Origin of the sequence: Salinarimonas sp., assembly GCF_040111675.1 — a bacterium.
Classification (GTDB): Bacteria; Pseudomonadota; Alphaproteobacteria; order Rhizobiales; family Beijerinckiaceae; genus Salinarimonas.
Genome location: NZ_CP157794.1, coordinates 5224696 through 5238121, shown reverse-complemented (window position 1 = coordinate 5238121; position 13426 = coordinate 5224696). Strand labels below are relative to the sequence as shown.

General features: G+C 72.3%; 13 protein-coding genes. 8 read left to right on the top strand and 5 right to left on the bottom strand.

All coding sequences use genetic code 11. The annotated features are described in order from the left end of the window. Positions 1-211 precede the first annotated feature (211 nt). The 3 genes from proV (at position 212) to proX (ending at position 3627) form a co-directional block, all read left to right on the top strand. Entirely contained in the window at positions 212-1492 is a 1281-nt protein-coding gene (gene proV, locus ABL310_RS24370; RefSeq protein ID WP_374730418.1) for a glycine betaine/L-proline ABC transporter ATP-binding protein ProV, read from the top strand. 4 nt (positions 1493-1496) lie between these two features. Further along, a complete protein-coding gene (gene proW / locus ABL310_RS24365) occupies positions 1497-2465 on the top strand; it encodes a glycine betaine/L-proline ABC transporter permease ProW (RefSeq protein WP_349369578.1) in 969 nt (322 codons plus the stop codon). Positions 2466-2616: 151 nt separating this feature from the next. After that, complete coding sequence (proX, locus tag ABL310_RS24360) at positions 2617-3627, top strand: glycine betaine/L-proline ABC transporter substrate-binding protein ProX (protein ID WP_349369577.1); 1011 nt, start codon at positions 2617-2619, stop codon at positions 3625-3627. Positions 3628-3708: 81 nt separating this feature from the next. On the opposite strand, the gene ABL310_RS24355 is transcribed toward proX, so the two are convergent. The 3 genes from ABL310_RS24355 to ABL310_RS24345 all read right to left on the bottom strand — a co-directional run bounded on the left by ABL310_RS24355 (position 3709) and on the right by ABL310_RS24345 (position 6637). After that, entirely contained in the window at positions 3709-4518 is an 810-nt protein-coding gene (locus tag ABL310_RS24355; protein ID WP_349369576.1) for an SDR family NAD(P)-dependent oxidoreductase, read from the bottom strand. A 78-nt stretch (positions 4519-4596) separates the two neighbouring features. After that, on the bottom strand, positions 4597-5163 hold the full coding sequence (locus ABL310_RS24350) for an ActR/PrrA/RegA family redox response regulator transcription factor (protein ID WP_349369575.1): 567 nt from the start codon (positions 5161-5163) through the stop codon (positions 4597-4599). Between the two features lie 163 nt (positions 5164-5326). Further along, positions 5327-6637 (bottom strand): ActS/PrrB/RegB family redox-sensitive histidine kinase, encoded by a 1311-nt coding sequence (locus ABL310_RS24345; protein ID WP_349369574.1) that lies wholly within the window; start codon positions 6635-6637, stop codon positions 5327-5329. A 279-nt stretch (positions 6638-6916) separates the two neighbouring features. Here ABL310_RS24345 and ABL310_RS24340 point away from each other — a divergent pair, with 279 nt between their 5' ends. The 5 genes from ABL310_RS24340 to ABL310_RS24320 all read left to right on the top strand — a co-directional run bounded on the left by ABL310_RS24340 (position 6917) and on the right by ABL310_RS24320 (position 11944). Beyond that, entirely contained in the window at positions 6917-8212 is a 1296-nt protein-coding gene (locus ABL310_RS24340; RefSeq protein WP_349369573.1) for a polyhydroxyalkanoate depolymerase, read from the top strand. Positions 8213-8285: 73 nt separating this feature from the next. Further along, the gene (locus ABL310_RS24335) at positions 8286-8936 is read left to right on the top strand and encodes a thioredoxin domain-containing protein (RefSeq protein WP_349369572.1); all 651 of its coding nucleotides are present in this window, start codon (positions 8286-8288) and stop codon (positions 8934-8936) included. 1 nt (position 8937) lies between these two features. Further along, positions 8938-10485, top strand: coding sequence for a murein biosynthesis integral membrane protein MurJ (murJ, locus tag ABL310_RS24330; RefSeq protein WP_349369571.1), 1548 nt, complete (start codon positions 8938-8940; stop codon positions 10483-10485). A 67-nt stretch (positions 10486-10552) separates the two neighbouring features. Beyond that, the gene (locus tag ABL310_RS24325) at positions 10553-10954 is read left to right on the top strand and encodes a (deoxy)nucleoside triphosphate pyrophosphohydrolase (RefSeq protein WP_349369570.1); all 402 of its coding nucleotides are present in this window, start codon (positions 10553-10555) and stop codon (positions 10952-10954) included. Positions 10955-11017: 63 nt separating this feature from the next. Next, the gene (locus ABL310_RS24320) at positions 11018-11944 is read left to right on the top strand and encodes a DMT family transporter (RefSeq protein WP_349369569.1); all 927 of its coding nucleotides are present in this window, start codon (positions 11018-11020) and stop codon (positions 11942-11944) included. On the opposite strand, the gene ABL310_RS24315 is transcribed toward ABL310_RS24320, so the two are convergent. Beyond that, positions 11913-12368, bottom strand: a complete 456-nt coding sequence (locus ABL310_RS24315) for a thioesterase family protein (RefSeq protein ID WP_349369568.1) — start codon at positions 12366-12368, stop codon at positions 11913-11915. The two genes, ABL310_RS24320 and ABL310_RS24315, sit on opposite strands and share 32 nt — an antisense overlap. 23 nt (positions 12369-12391) lie before the next feature. Continuing rightward, positions 12392-13423: a DNA polymerase III subunit delta gene (gene holA, locus ABL310_RS24310; RefSeq protein ID WP_349369567.1), complete on the bottom strand. Its 1032-nt coding sequence runs from the start codon at positions 13421-13423 to the stop codon at positions 12392-12394. Positions 13424-13426 lie beyond the last annotated feature (3 nt).

The following is a 13426-nucleotide window of genomic DNA, read 5'->3' as shown; positions in this document are numbered from 1 at the left end:
TCACGGCGCGCATAGTCTAGCTTCATAATGCGAAGCGTGACGGTTGCCATTCGGGACCATTTGTCCTAGGTTGACGCCGAAACGCGGGTTCGATCGCAGCGTCTATCGGCAGATCCAGGCGCTTGTGTTGCTGTGTGCTCATGCGCACCGTCATCGCGAAACCCTTTACGAAGCTCAGTCGATCCGGGATCGACGCAACGCCCGAGGGCGTATCGGGAGCGGCATGACCGAGAAGATCGTCGTCGAGAACCTCTACAAGATTTTCGGGCCGGATCCGCAGGAGGGCCTGGCGTTGATCCGCCAAGGTCTCGACAAGAACGAGATCTTCGCGCGCACGGGCAATACGGTCGGCGTGCGCGACGCGTCGTTCGGCATCCGTGAGGGCGAGATCTTCGTGATCATGGGCCTCTCCGGCTCCGGCAAGTCCACGATGGTGCGGATGTTCAACCGGCTGATCGAGCCCACCGCAGGATCGATCACGGTCGACGGGCGAGACATCACCAAGCTGGACGCCGCCGGCCTGCGCGAGCTGCGCCGCTCCACCATCTCCATGGTGTTCCAGTCCTTCGCGCTGCTGCCGCACCTCAAGGTCGTCGACAACGTCGCCTTCGGCCTCGATCTCGCCGGCATGGACAAGGAGGCGCGCCACGAGCGCGCCCGCGTGGCGCTGGAGCAGGTGGGGCTCGCCGCCAACGCCGAGAGCTATCCCGACGAGCTCTCGGGCGGCATGCAGCAGCGCGTCGGCCTCGCCCGCGCGCTCGCCGCCGACCCGCCGATCCTCCTGATGGACGAGGCCTTCTCCGCCCTCGACCCGCTGATCCGGACCGAGATGCAGGACGAGCTGATCCGCCTCCAGGAGGAGAACAAGCGCACCATCATCTTTATCAGCCACGATCTCGACGAAGCCATGCGCATCGGCGACCGCATCGCCATCATGGAAGGCGGCGTCGTCGTCCAGGTCGGCACGCCCGACGAGATCCTGAAGAACCCGGCGAACGAGTACGTCCGCTCCTTCTTCCGCGGCGTCGACATCTCCAAGGTGCTCACCGCCGCCGACATCGCCAAGCGCACGCAGGTGACGATCATCGACCGGCCCGAGCACGGCGCCCGCGCGGCGCTCAAGCTCCTCACCGATTTCGACCGCGAGTACGGCTACGTCATCGGCCGCGGCCGGCGCTTCTCCGGGGTGGTCTCCGTGGCGAGCCTCGAGCAGGCCCGCGCCGAGAACGCGACCCTCGACAAGGCGCTTCTCGCCGACGCCGCCACCGTGCGGCCCGAGACGCCGCTGCACGAGCTGATGGGCGTGGTCGCCGGCGCGCCGAACCCGGTCCCCGTCGTCGGCGACGACGGGCGCTTCCACGGCGTGATCTCCCGCACCACCCTCCTCCAGGCCCTCGACAACCTGCCCACCGAGACGGGCGCGACGCCTCCCGCCGCCGAAGGCGCGCCGGGCGAGGCCGCGCCCGAGCCGGTCGCGGCGACGGGGAGCTGACCCCATGCAGATCATGTCCTTCAATCCGCTCTATCCGTTCGAGACCCTCGAGATCCCCTTCGACGACTGGGTCGAGGTCGTCTTCGACTGGGTCTCGGGCGCTCGCCCGGTCTTCCAGGCGATCCGCCAGCCGATCGACTGGGTGCTCGACGGCATGACCGACATCCTGCTGTTCCTGCCGCCCGGCGTGATGATCGTGCTGCTCGCGCTGATCGCCTGGCAGGTGGTCGGCGGGCGGCTCGCCATCGGCACGGCCCTGTCGCTGTTCTTCCTGGGCATCATCGGCGCCTACGAGCAGTCCATGGTGACGCTCGCGCTGGTGCTGACGGCCGTGTTCTTCTGCGCGGTCATCGGCGTGCCGCTCGGCATCCTCGCCGCGCGCTCGGACCGCTTCGAGACGGGCCTGCGCCCCGCGCTCGACACGATGCAGACGACGCCCGCCTTCGTCTACCTGGTGCCGATCGTGGTGCTGTTCGGCATCGGCAACGTGCCCGGCGTGATCGTGACGATCATCTTCGCCGTGCCGCCGCTGATCCGCCTGACCAATCTCGGCATCCGCCAGGTGCCCAAGGACGTGATCGAGGCCGCCAACGCCTTCGGCGCCTCCGGCAGCCAGCTTCTGTTCAAGGTGCAGCTGCCGCTCGCGACGAAGACGATCATGGCCGGCGTCAACCAGTCGCTGATGCTCGCCCTGTCGATGGTCGTGATCGCCTCGATGATCTCGGTGGGCGGGCTCGGCCAGATGGTGCTGCGCGGCATCGGGCGCCTCGACATGGGGCTCGCCGTCATCGGCGGCATCGGCATCGTGGTGCTCGCCATCGTGCTCGACCGCATGACCCAGGCGCTGGCCTCGTCCGAGCGCGAGCGCGGTGGTCGGCGCTTCGTCGAGCGCGGGCCCGTGGGCCTCGTGCGCGGCCTCGCGGCCGGGCGCACGGCGAGCGCGGCGGCCGCGGCCACGCAGCGCAAGGGCTGAACATACGAGATCGAACGCAAGCGTCGGCGGCCACTCTCGGGCGCCGTCGCGCGTCGATGCGGCGCGCGCCGCGCCGTCGGCGACGGTATGCGCCCGCCAGCAGGGGAGGGCTCCGGCCCTCGATCCAGTGAGACAAGCGAGAGGAGACACCATGAGAACGACGACGAAGGCCAGCGCCGTTGCGCTGATCGCCGCGCTCGGGCTTTCCGCCCCCGCCCTGGCGCAGGACGCCGCCATGCCCGGCGAGGGCAGGACCGTCCAGCCCATGACCTCCGGCATCGCCGAGGAGATCTTCCAGCACGTGGTTCTCTTCGAGGGCCTGCGTCAGCTCGGCTACGCGGTCGAGGATCCGCTGGAGGGCGAGTACGCGGTGATGCACGTCGCCATCGGCCAGGGCGACGCCGACTTCACCGGCGTGCATTGGAACCTGCTGCACGAGGAGTTCTTCCAGAACGCCGGCGGCGAGGACAGCATGGTCAAGCTCGGCATGTTCATCGAGGACGTGCTGCAGGGCTACCTGATCGACAAGGCGACCGCCGACGAGCATGGCATCACCAGCCTCGAGCAGCTGCAGGATCCCGAGGTCGCGGCCCTGTTCGACGCAGACGGCGACGGCATGGCCGACCTCACCGGCTGCAATCCCGGCTGGGGCTGCGAGCTGGTGATCGAGCACCAGCTTCCCGAGTACGGTCTCGACGAGACGGTCCGGCACAATCAGGGCAGCTACTTCGCGCTCATCGCGGACACCATCGCCCGCCACGAGCGCGGCGAGCCGATCCTGTACTACACCTGGACGCCGCTGTGGGTCTCCGGCGTGCTGACGCCGGGCGAGGACGTCGAGTGGCTGAACGTGCCCTACACCTCCCTGCCCAACAACCCGGACGCCACAGCCGAGGACACCTCCGCCGGCGGCAAGAATCTCGGCTTCGCGGTCGACGACATCCGGGTGCTCGCCAACCGCGAGTGGGCCGAGGAGAACCCGGCCGCGGCGCGCTTCCTCGAGCTCGCCCAGATCCCGATCAACGACGTCTCGGCCCAGAACCTGCTGATGCGCGACGGCGAGGATTCGATGGAGGACATCGAGCGCCACGCCCAGGAGTGGATCCAGGACAACATCGACGAGTTCAATTCCTGGCTCGAAGAGGCCCGCGCCGCGAGCTGAGCCGCGCGCGAGGCGTGACGAAAATCGAGGGCGGCGCCGGACGGCGCCGCCCTTCTTCGTTCCGGGCTCGGGGAGCCGCCGTCAGCGCGTCGCCGCGACGAAGCCGCCGTCGACGACGATCTCGGTCCCGGTGACGTAGCGGGCCTCGTCGCTGGCGAGGTAGAGGACCGCATGCGCGACGTCCCAGGCGTCGCCCATGAAGCCCATGGGGACCTGCGCGTTGCGGGTCTCGACGAAGCCGTCGTAGTCGCCGCCGGCGTACTTGTCGGCGAGGCGGCGCACCAGCGGCGTGCCGATCAGCCCCGGCACCACCGCGTTGAGCCGCACGCCCTTGGGCGCGTAGAGCACGGCGGTGGCGCGGGTGAACTGCAGGAGCGCCGCCTTCGCCGCGGCGTAGGCGACCTGCGGCTTGCCGATGTAGCGCAGCCCCGCCACGGAGGAGACGCTCACCACGGCGCCCTTGCCCTGGCGCTCCATGGCCGGCAGCACCGCCTTGCAGCACAGGTAGGCGCTCTTGAGGTTGACGTCCATCTGCGCGTCCCAGGTCGCCTCGTCCATCTCGACGGGGCCGCCGGGCTCGGAGCGGCCGACATTGTTGACGAGCACGTCGATGCGGCCGTGACGGGTCAGCACGTCGGCGACGAGCGCGTCGACGGCGGCCTTGTCGGTGACGTCGCAGGCATGGACCTCGATGGAGCCGCCCTCGGCGTCGACGATACGGCGGGTGACCTCGGCCGCCTCGGGATCGCGGTCGCAGCCGACGACATGGGCGCCGCGGCGCGCGAGCAGGGTGGCGACGGCTTGGCCGTTGCCCCAGCCCTCGCCCTTCGAGCCGTCGGCCCGCGAGCCGCAGCCGGTGACGAGGGCGATTCGGTCGGTCAGGTCGAGCATGGCGCGGCGTCTCCTCGCGGCGATCGTCCCGCCGACGTAGCGGGAAAACCGCGCGATGGCGAGACGCCGGCCCGTGCGTCAGCGCGGAGCGCGCTTGGCCAGGATGCGCTGGAGCGTGCGGCGGTGCATGTTGAGGCGGCGCGCCGTCTCGGAGACGTTCCGGCCGCACAGCTCGTAGACGCGCTGGATGTGCTCCCAGCGCACGCGGTCGGCGGACATCGGGTTCTCCGGCGGCTCGGCGCGGGCGCCCGGCCTGGCCTGGAGCGCCGCGTCGATCTCGTCGGCGTCGGCCGGCTTGGCGAGATAGTCGAACGCGCCGAGCTTCACCGCCGTCACGGCGGTTGCGATGTTGCCGTATCCGGTGAGCACCACGCCGCGGGCATCCGGGCGCTTCTCCTTCAGGCGGGTGATGACGTCGAGCCCGTTGCCGTCGTTGAGCCGCATGTCGATCACCGCGAAGGCGGGCGGCGCGCCGTCGACGGCGGCGATGCCGTCGGATACGCTCTCCGCTACGCGGACCTCGTAGCCGCGTTGCTCCATCGCCCGGGCGAGCCGGGTGGAGAAGGGGCGGTCGTCGTCGACGATCAGGAGGCTGCGATCCCCCGTGACCTCGGTGAGAACCTCCGGGCTTTGCGCTTCGACCATCGTCCTCGGTCTCCTTCGTGGGCGAGCCGGACCTGCCCGCCTGTGCGGTCGCGTCGCCGCGTGTTGGGGTGTCGACAGGTAATGTAGGGTGCTCCCTGCGCTTATCCACCGCATGCGGCCCGCTCACGCGGTCGTGATCGCGTTATGCTTGACCGAGTATTCGTCAGGCTCCCGACTCGAAGTCGGCGCGCGACCAGTCCACCCGCGCGATCGCGCCGACCTGCGGCGCCGGACCGTTCGTGAGGGTGAGCTGCGCGCCGGTCCGCTCGATCAGCGTCTTCGCGATGAAGACCCCGAGCCCGTGCCCGGCCGCGCCCTCCTCGGGGCCGCGCTTGTCGTGGCCGCGGGTGGTGACGTAGGGCTCGCCGAGCCGCAGCAGCACGTCCGCCGGAAAGCCCGGGCCGTCGTCGCGGATCTCGATCCAGACCGAGCGCTCGTCCCAGCCGGCCTCGACCGCCACCTCGTCCTCGGCGAAGTCCACCGCGTTGTCGAGGAGGTTGGTGAGCCCGTAGACCAGGCCGGCGTTGCGGCGCACGCGCGGCGGCGGGCCCTCGCCGTTGCGCAGGACGCGGATGCCGATGCCGATGCCGCGCATCGGGTCGACCAGCTCCTCGACGAGGTGCATCAGGGTGATTCGCTCGAGGAACTCGCCGTCCTGCTCCTCGCCGCGCGAGGTGAGCTGCCCGAGGATGCCGCGGCAGCGCTCCACCTGCTCGCGCAGGAGGGTGACGTCCTCGGCGAGCTCGTCGTTGCCGGCGAGGCGCTTGGAGAGCTCCTTGGCGACGAGGGTGATGGTGGCGAGCGGCGTGCCGAGCTCGTGCGCGGCCGCCGCCGCGAGGCCGTCGATCTGCGAGATGTGCTGCTCGCGGGCGAGCACCAGCTCGGTGGCGGCGAGCGCCTGGGCCAGCTGGCGCGCCTCCTCGGCCACGCGCCAGGCGTAGATGCCGGTGAAGCCGGTGCCCAGCAGGATCGCCGCCCACACGCCGAGCACGTAGAGGAACGGCAGGCTCAGCTCCTCGCCCGCCCGCCAGGGGAGCGGCAGGTGGAACAGGGCGAGCGCCGTGGCGCAGGCGACGACGAGGAGCCCCAGCGCCAGCGTCCGCGTGGGCGTGAGCGCGGTGGCCGAGATCAGCACCGGCGCGAGGAAGAGCAGCGAAAACGGGTTCTGCAGGCCGCCGGTGAGGAAGAGCAGGGCCGCGAGCTGGGCGATGTCGAAGGCGAGCAGGAAGGTCGCGGCGTTGTCGGACAGGCGGTGCGAGGCCGGGTAGCGTACCCGTAGGGCGAGGTTGAGCCAGGCCGAGGCCGCGATCAGCACGAAGCTCGCCCCGAAGGGCAGCTGGAAGCCGAGCCCGAAATGCACGCCGGCGACGGCGGCGCTCTGGCCGATGACAGCCAGCCAGCGCAGGCGCACGAGCGTATCGAGGCGCAGGCGCCGCGCGCTTCCGGTCAGGCGTTGGGGTTCGATGGCGGTCACGGTCACGGCACGCACGCTAGCACATGCGGCGTAAGCTAGGGCCGCCGCACGGGCTCGAACAGGCGCGACGACGAACGTCGCGTGCGGCCCGCTCTGTTTCACCGGTTGGAAACGTGTTAATCAGGCTTACGTGTTAGTGCTCTCGACCAATGGCCAAGTTGCCGCGAGACTGCGGAACCTTACTGTGACCGGTCAGGTTCGGAACCAGACCCGAGCACCCGGCTCCGCTCGGCGGAGCCTCCGGCGAACCGGGCGTCGATCGCGAAAGGTGGGCTGAAGATGGACCTCGCTTACTTCTGGTACGAAGCCGGGCACATGATGCTGGCGCCGGCCCGCGCGGCGACCGACGCGACGCGGATCGCGTTCAAGAATCCGGTCAACCCGCTGACGCACACGCCCTACGGCAAGGCGATGGCGGCGGGCTGCGAGCTGTTCGAGCGCGTGACGCGGCGCTACGGCAAGCCGGCCTTCATGCTGGACGAGACGCTCGTCGACGGCGCGCCCACCACGGTCGTGGAGCAGGTCGTTTGGGAGCGGCCCTTCTGCCGCCTGATCCATTTCGACCGCAAGATCCGCGACCCGAATCGTCCGGCGGACCCGAAGGTGCTGATGGTGGCGCCGATGTCGGGCCATTACGCCACGCTCCTGCGCGGCACCGTCGAGGCCTTCCTGCCGAATCACGAGGTCTACATCACGGACTGGACCGACGCGCGCGAGGTGCCGCTCGTCGAGGGGGAGTTCGACCTCGACACCTACATCGACTACGTCGTCGCCATGTGCCGCGCGCTCGGGCCCGACGTGCACGTGATGGCCGTGTGCCAGCCCGCGGTGCCGGTCTTCGCCGCCGTGTCGCTGATGGAGGAGGCGGACGATCCCGCGATCCCGCGCTCGATGACGCTGATGGGCGGCCCGATCGACACCCGCCGCTCGCCGACCGCGGTGAACCTCGTCGCCCAGGAGCGCGGCGTCGACTGGTTCCGGCGCAATTGCATCGTCAAGGTGCCGCCGCCGAACCTCGGGTTCTGGCGCGACGTGTATCCGGGCTTCTATCAGCTCTCCGGCTTCATGGCGATGAATCTCGACCGGCACATCTCCGCCCATTGGGAGATGTTCAACCACCTGGTCGAGGAGGACGGCGATTCGGCCGAGAAGCATCGCGAGTTCTACGACGAGTATCTCGCCGTCATGGACCTGACGGCGGAGTTCTATCTCCAGACCGTCGAGACCGTCTTCGTCGAGCACGCTTTGCCGAAGGGCGAGATGATGCATCGCGAGCGCCGGGTCGACCCCTCCGCCATCCGCCGCTGCGCGATCATGGCGGTGGAGGGCGAGCGCGACGACATTTCCGGCGTCGGCCAGACGCTGGCGGCTCTCGAGCTCGCCTCCAATCTCCCGGACGAGAAGAAGCTCTACCACCTCCAGGAGCGCGTCGGGCATTACGGCGTCTTCAACGGCTCGCGCTTCCGCTCGCAGGTCGCCCCGAGGATCGCGGCGTTCATGCGCGAGCAGGACGAGGCGGCGCGGGTCGCGCGGGGCGGCCGGCGCGCCCAGCGTCCCGCCGCGGCGGCGGGCTGACGCGCCCGCCGCAATTTCGCGACGATCGGGGAGCAGGCGGGAGCGATCCCGCCCGCTGCCGCAGAGGTCCCCCATGCTCACCCGCCGTTCGATCCTCGCGGCCCTTTGCGCCGGCGTCCCCGCCGTGCTCGCCGGGCTTCCCCTCGCGCCGCGCGCCCTGGCGCAGCAGGGCCCGGAAGCGGCGCCCCGTCGCGTGCCGGGCGAGCTCGCCGCCGAGGCGCTGGCGCTTCCGGCGGCCGTTCCGCTGGGAGCCGAGGCCGCGGACGTCGTCTTCCTCGAGTTCTTCGACTACAATTGCCCGGTCTGCCGGGCGACCGCCGCCCATCTCGGGCCGCTGCTCGCCATGGAGAACGTCGGCGTGCGGCTCATGAACTACCCGATCCTCTCCGACGCCTCCCGCGAGGCCGCGGCCATCGCCCTCGGCGTCCTGGCCCATGCCGGGCCGGAGACGTACCGCACCTTCCACGCGACCCTGTTCGAGAGCCGCGGCCTCGTCGACGGTGGGCGGGCGCTCCGGGTCGCCGAGGAGACGGGGCTCGACCCGGACGCGATCGGCCGCGCCGCCGCCCTGCCCGGCGTCGCGCCGGCCCTCGACCACATGGTCCGTCTCGGGCGCGTGATGGGCTTCGACGCGACGCCGACGCTCCTCGTCGGCCCCTGGGCCTACGAGGGCTGGGTGTCGCTCGATCGCAAGCAGCGCATCGTGGCGGATCTGCGGGGCTGACGTGGTCGTGCGGCCCTCCGCCCTGCCGGCCACGCTCGCCGTCGCCGGCGCGGCGGGCCTCTCGCGGGTCCTCGGCTTTCTCCGCGACGTGCTGATCGCGGCGGCGCTCGGGGCGGGACCGGCGGCGGACGCCTTCCTGATCGCGTTGCGCATCCCCAACGTCGCCCGCCGGACCCTCGCCGAGGGCGCGCTCACCGCCGGCTTCGCGCCGCTCTACGCCCGCACCCGCGCGGAGGAAGGCGAGGCGGCGGCGGCGCGGCTCGCGGGCGAGGCGCTCGCCGGGCTCGCGGCTCTGCTCGCCGCGATCGTGGCGCTCGGCATGATCGGGGCGGGGCTCCTCGTCCTCGCCGTCGCGGCCGGCCTCGCCGGGGAGGGCGCGACCCGCGCGCTCGCCGCCGACCTGACCCGGCTCGCGCTTCCGGCCGTCGTCGTCCTCGGCCTGGCCGGCCTCCTCTCCGCCGTGCTCGCCGCCCGCGGCCGCGTCGTCGCGCTGGCGCTCGCGCCGCTCGCGACGAACGCGGTGCTGATCGCGGCCCTGCTGGTCGCGCCGGCGCGGGTGGACGATCCCGCGCGGCTCGCGGCCCTGCTCGCCGCGAGCGTCACGGCGGCCGGCCTCGTCCAGCTCGCCGTCGTGGCGCTGGCCGTGCGCCGCGCCGGCGGCGTCGCGCTGGCGCGCCCGCGGCTCGGACCGCGGCTGCGCGCCGTCCTGCGCCTCGCGGGGCCCGCTCTGGTGACGGTCGGAAGCGTCGAGCTGATCCTGCTGGCGGCGACGCAGGTCGCCTCCTTCACGCCGGGCGCGGTGGCGCGGCTCTACTACGCGGAGCGGCTGGTGCAGCTTCCCCTCGGGCTCGTCGCCGCGGCCGCGACGACGGTGCTGCTGCCGCGGCTGGCCGGCCACGTCCGCGCGGCCGACCTCCGCGCCGCCGCCGCCGCGCAGAACCGCGCGCTCGAGGCGGCCTTCCTGCTCGCCGTCCCCGCCGCCGCGGCGCTGGTCGCCCTCGACGCGACGCTGGTGCGGGCCCTGTTCGCGCGCGGGGCGTTCGGCGAGGCCGAGGTCGCGGCGACGGCGGCGATCCTCTCGGGCGTGGCGCTGGGCCTGCCCGCCGCGGCGGCGGGCAAGATCCTGCTGCAGGGCGGCTTCGCCCGCGAGAGCGCGCGGCCCGGGCTTCTCGCGACCGGGGCCGGGATCGCGGCGACCCTCGCCGCCGGCGCGGCCCTCTCCGCCGCCTTCGGTCCGTTCGGCCTCGGCCTCGGCGTCGCGACGGGGCTCGCGACGCAGGCCGGCGTGCTGGCACTCGGCGCCGCGCGCGCGGAGGGCTGGGCGCCCGACGCGCGCCTCGGCGATCGGCTCGCGCGCATTCTCGCCGCCGCCGCCGTCCTGGCCGCCTGGCTCGTGGCGCTGGACGGCCCGGGACTGGACCAGGCGCTCGGCGCCGTCGGCGCGCTCGCGGCCCTTTGCGTGTCCGGCGGCGCGGTCTACGCGCTGGCGGCCGTCCTGCTCGGCGCGGTGCGGCCGGCGGACCTCGCCGCCTGGCGCGCGGCGCGCTGACGCCGCGGTGACGCGCCCGCGCGCCTCGGCTACACCCTCCTCGAAGCCAGAGCCGGAGCCGCGCCCCGTGAAGATCCTCCTCGTCATCGCCGTCGCCCTCGTCGATGCGGACAACCGCGTCCTCATCGCCCAGCGCCCGGAAGGCAAGGCGCTGGCGGGCCTGTGGGAATTCCCAGGCGGCAAGCTCGAGCCGGGGGAGCGCCCGGAGGCGGCCTTGATCCGCGAGCTGGAGGAGGAGCTCGGCATCGTCACGCAGGAGCCCTGCCTCGCCCCGCTCACCTTCGCGAGCCACGCCTACGAGGACTTCCACCTGCTGATGCCGCTCTACATCTGCCGGCGCTGGCAGGGCTTCGCCCAGGCGCGGGAGCACGCCGCCTTGAAGTGGGTCGCGCCGCGAGCCCTGCGCGACTACCCGATGCCGCCGGCGGACGAGCCCCTTGTCGCGACGCTCATCGACACGCTGCTCTGACGGCGGCGGGGACCACGCGCCGCCGCTGCTTGAAAAGCCCGCCGGCCCGGCGCAAGAGGAAGCATGAGCATCGCCGCCCCGGACCGGGTCGCCCCCGGCGCCGCCTCCTTCGGCTTCGTCGCCGGCCACCTGATCGCCGCGGGCCTCTTCTGGGGATCGGGCTTCCTCTTCATCAAGCTCGTCACCGACGACCTCGCGCCGCTGGCGCTGGCCGCCGTGCGCGCGAGCATCGCCGTCGTGGCGCTCGGCCTCGTCTTCGTGGCGACGCGCCGCTCGCTCGTCCCGCGCGGGCGGGAATGGCGCGACTGGGCGTTTCTGGGCGCCTGCAACAGCCTCGTCCCCAACACGCTCACCGCCTACGCCCTGATCGAGATCGGCGCCGGCCTCGCCGCGATGATCCAGGCCGCCGGGCCGATCATGGTCGCGGTGATGGCGCACGGGCTCTACGCGGAGGAGCGTCTCGACCTGCGGCGCGTTCTCGGCGTCCTCGTCGGCTTCGCGGGGATGGGCCTGCTGATCGGGCCCGCGGCGCTGCCGGGGCTGGAGGGCATGAGCCTGCCGCACGCGCTGGCCATGGTCGCCACCGCCTTCTGCTATTCCGTGGGCGCGCTCTACGTGCGGGCGATCCCGAAGGCCGAGCCGATTCGCCTGGCCTTCGGCCAGCAGGTCTTCGGCGCCGTCCCGGGCCTGCTCCTGGCGATCGTGATCATCGGTCCTGCGAGCCTCGCGCCCGCGGCGCAGTCGCCGCTGCCGCTCCTCGCGCTCGGGATCGTCGCCACCGCCGCGCCGATCTTCCTGTTCATGCGGCTCCTGCGCGCGGCCGGCCCGACCCGCGCCTCGATGGTGGGCTATCTCCAGCCCGTCTTCGCCGCCGGTCTCGGCTGGCTCGTGCTGAACGAGACGATCGGCCTGCGCGAGGCCGCGGGCGGCGTCGTCATCCTGATCGGGGTCGCCCTGGTCACGCTGAAGGCGAGGCCGGCGCGCCCCTGAGCCGCTCGAGCGCCGCGCGGGTGTCGGGCGGGATCGGCGTCGGGCGCTGGCTCTCGCGCGCGACGAAGACGTGGGTGAACCGCCCCGCCGCCGCCGCCTCGTCCGCGCCGGCCTTGAAGATGCCGATGGCGTAGGTCACCGAGCTCGTCCCGAGCCGCGCGACGGCGATGCCCGCCTCGAGCGCGTCGGGAAAGGCGACGCTCTCGAAATAGGCGCAGGACGTCTCCACCACGAGCCCGATGGCCGGGCTCGCGGCGATCTCGAGCAGGCCCTCGTCGACGTACCAGCCGTTCACCGCCGTGTCGAAATAGCTGTAATAGACCACGTTGTTGACGTGGCCGTAGACGTCGTTGTCCATCCAGCGCGTCTGCAGCGGGCGGAAGACGCGGAAGGCGGCGCGGCGGGGACGTTCTGGGCGGGACATGGTCGATCTCACCTCGGGCGATCTCAGCGCCGCGCGCGGGCGGCGGCGGCGCGGGCGATGTCGACGACGAGGCGCTCGGTCAGCGCGTCGGCGAGATCCGCCGCGCGCCGCGTGGCGAGCACGGTCTCCTGGATGCGCGCGAGGAGCCGCAGCAGCGCGTCGGGCGTCCACAGGGCGAGATGACGGGTGACCGCCTGCTCCCGCTTGAAATGGAGGCCGCGCCAGCTCTTCACGGCGACGGCCGGCGGGCTGCCGGACGCGACGTCCATGGCGAGCGGCAGCAGCGTCGTGGCGTGGCCCAAGAGCGGCGTGAGGATGCCGGTGGCGCTCGTGCCCTCCTGGCGCAGGCGCCGCAGCGCCTCGTCCGCCTGGCGGGCCTGGCCCGCGAAGGCCGCATCGGTCACGGCGCTCGCCTGCAGGCCCGAGACGTCCGCGAGAACGGCTTCCAGATCCGCCGCGGTGACGGCGCTCTGCCCGTGACAATAGAGGATCAGCTTGTCGAGCTCGGAGCGGGTGGCGAGGCGGTCGCCGCCCAGGCTCTCCACGAGGATCGCGCGCGTGTCGCGGTCGATGGCGAGCCCCGCCTGCTTCAGCGCGTCGTCGACGACCTGGCCGAGATTGCGCCCCTCGTCGGCGTAGCAGGGAACGGCCAGCGCCCGCGGGGCCTTTTCGCAGAGCGTGCGCAGCGGGGCGGACTTGTTCAGGTCCCCGGCCTCGATCACGACGAGCGCCTCGGCGCTCGGCATGTCGAGCACGGCTTCCACCGCTGGCACGAGGGTCTTCGTCGTCGGACGCACCCAGACGGCCCGACGTCCGCCGAACATCGCGACCGTCCCCGCCTCGTCCGCGAGGCGTCCGGGATCGGCGGCGACGACGTCCCCATCGAGCTTCACCAGCTGGAAGGGATCTTCCGGGTCCTCGACCGACCCGCGCGCTGCGCGCCGGGCGCGCTCGGCGACGAGGCCGGTGTCGGGGCCGTAGACGAGGACGACCGCCACACGCGGGTCGAGACGCGCGAGCGCGCCCTCCGCGTCGGCGGCCTTGACGGCGACCATGCC

Excerpts from the sequence above, each read along its gene's own strand:
- proW (WP_349369578.1), top strand. The coding sequence starts at position 1,497 with ATGCAGATCATGTCCTTCAATCCGCTCTATCCGTTCGAGACCCTCGAG.
- ABL310_RS24350 (WP_349369575.1), bottom strand. The coding sequence starts at position 5,163 with ATGGTCGAAGCGCAAAGCCCGGAGGTTCTCACCGAGGTCACGGGGGAT.
- ABL310_RS24320 (WP_349369569.1), top strand. The coding sequence starts at position 11,018 with ATGAGCATCGCCGCCCCGGACCGGGTCGCCCCCGGCGCCGCCTCCTTC.
- ABL310_RS24355 (WP_349369576.1), bottom strand. The coding sequence starts at position 4,518 with ATGCTCGACCTGACCGACCGAATCGCCCTCGTCACCGGCTGCGGCTCG.
- ABL310_RS24335 (WP_349369572.1), top strand. The coding sequence starts at position 8,286 with ATGCTCACCCGCCGTTCGATCCTCGCGGCCCTTTGCGCCGGCGTCCCC.
- ABL310_RS24340 (WP_349369573.1), top strand. The coding sequence starts at position 6,917 with ATGGACCTCGCTTACTTCTGGTACGAAGCCGGGCACATGATGCTGGCG.
- ABL310_RS24315 (WP_349369568.1), bottom strand. The coding sequence starts at position 12,368 with ATGTCCCGCCCAGAACGTCCCCGCCGCGCCGCCTTCCGCGTCTTCCGC.
- proX (WP_349369577.1), top strand. The coding sequence starts at position 2,617 with ATGAGAACGACGACGAAGGCCAGCGCCGTTGCGCTGATCGCCGCGCTC.
- holA (WP_349369567.1), bottom strand. The coding sequence starts at position 13,423 with ATGGTCGCCGTCAAGGCCGCCGACGCGGAGGGCGCGCTCGCGCGTCTC.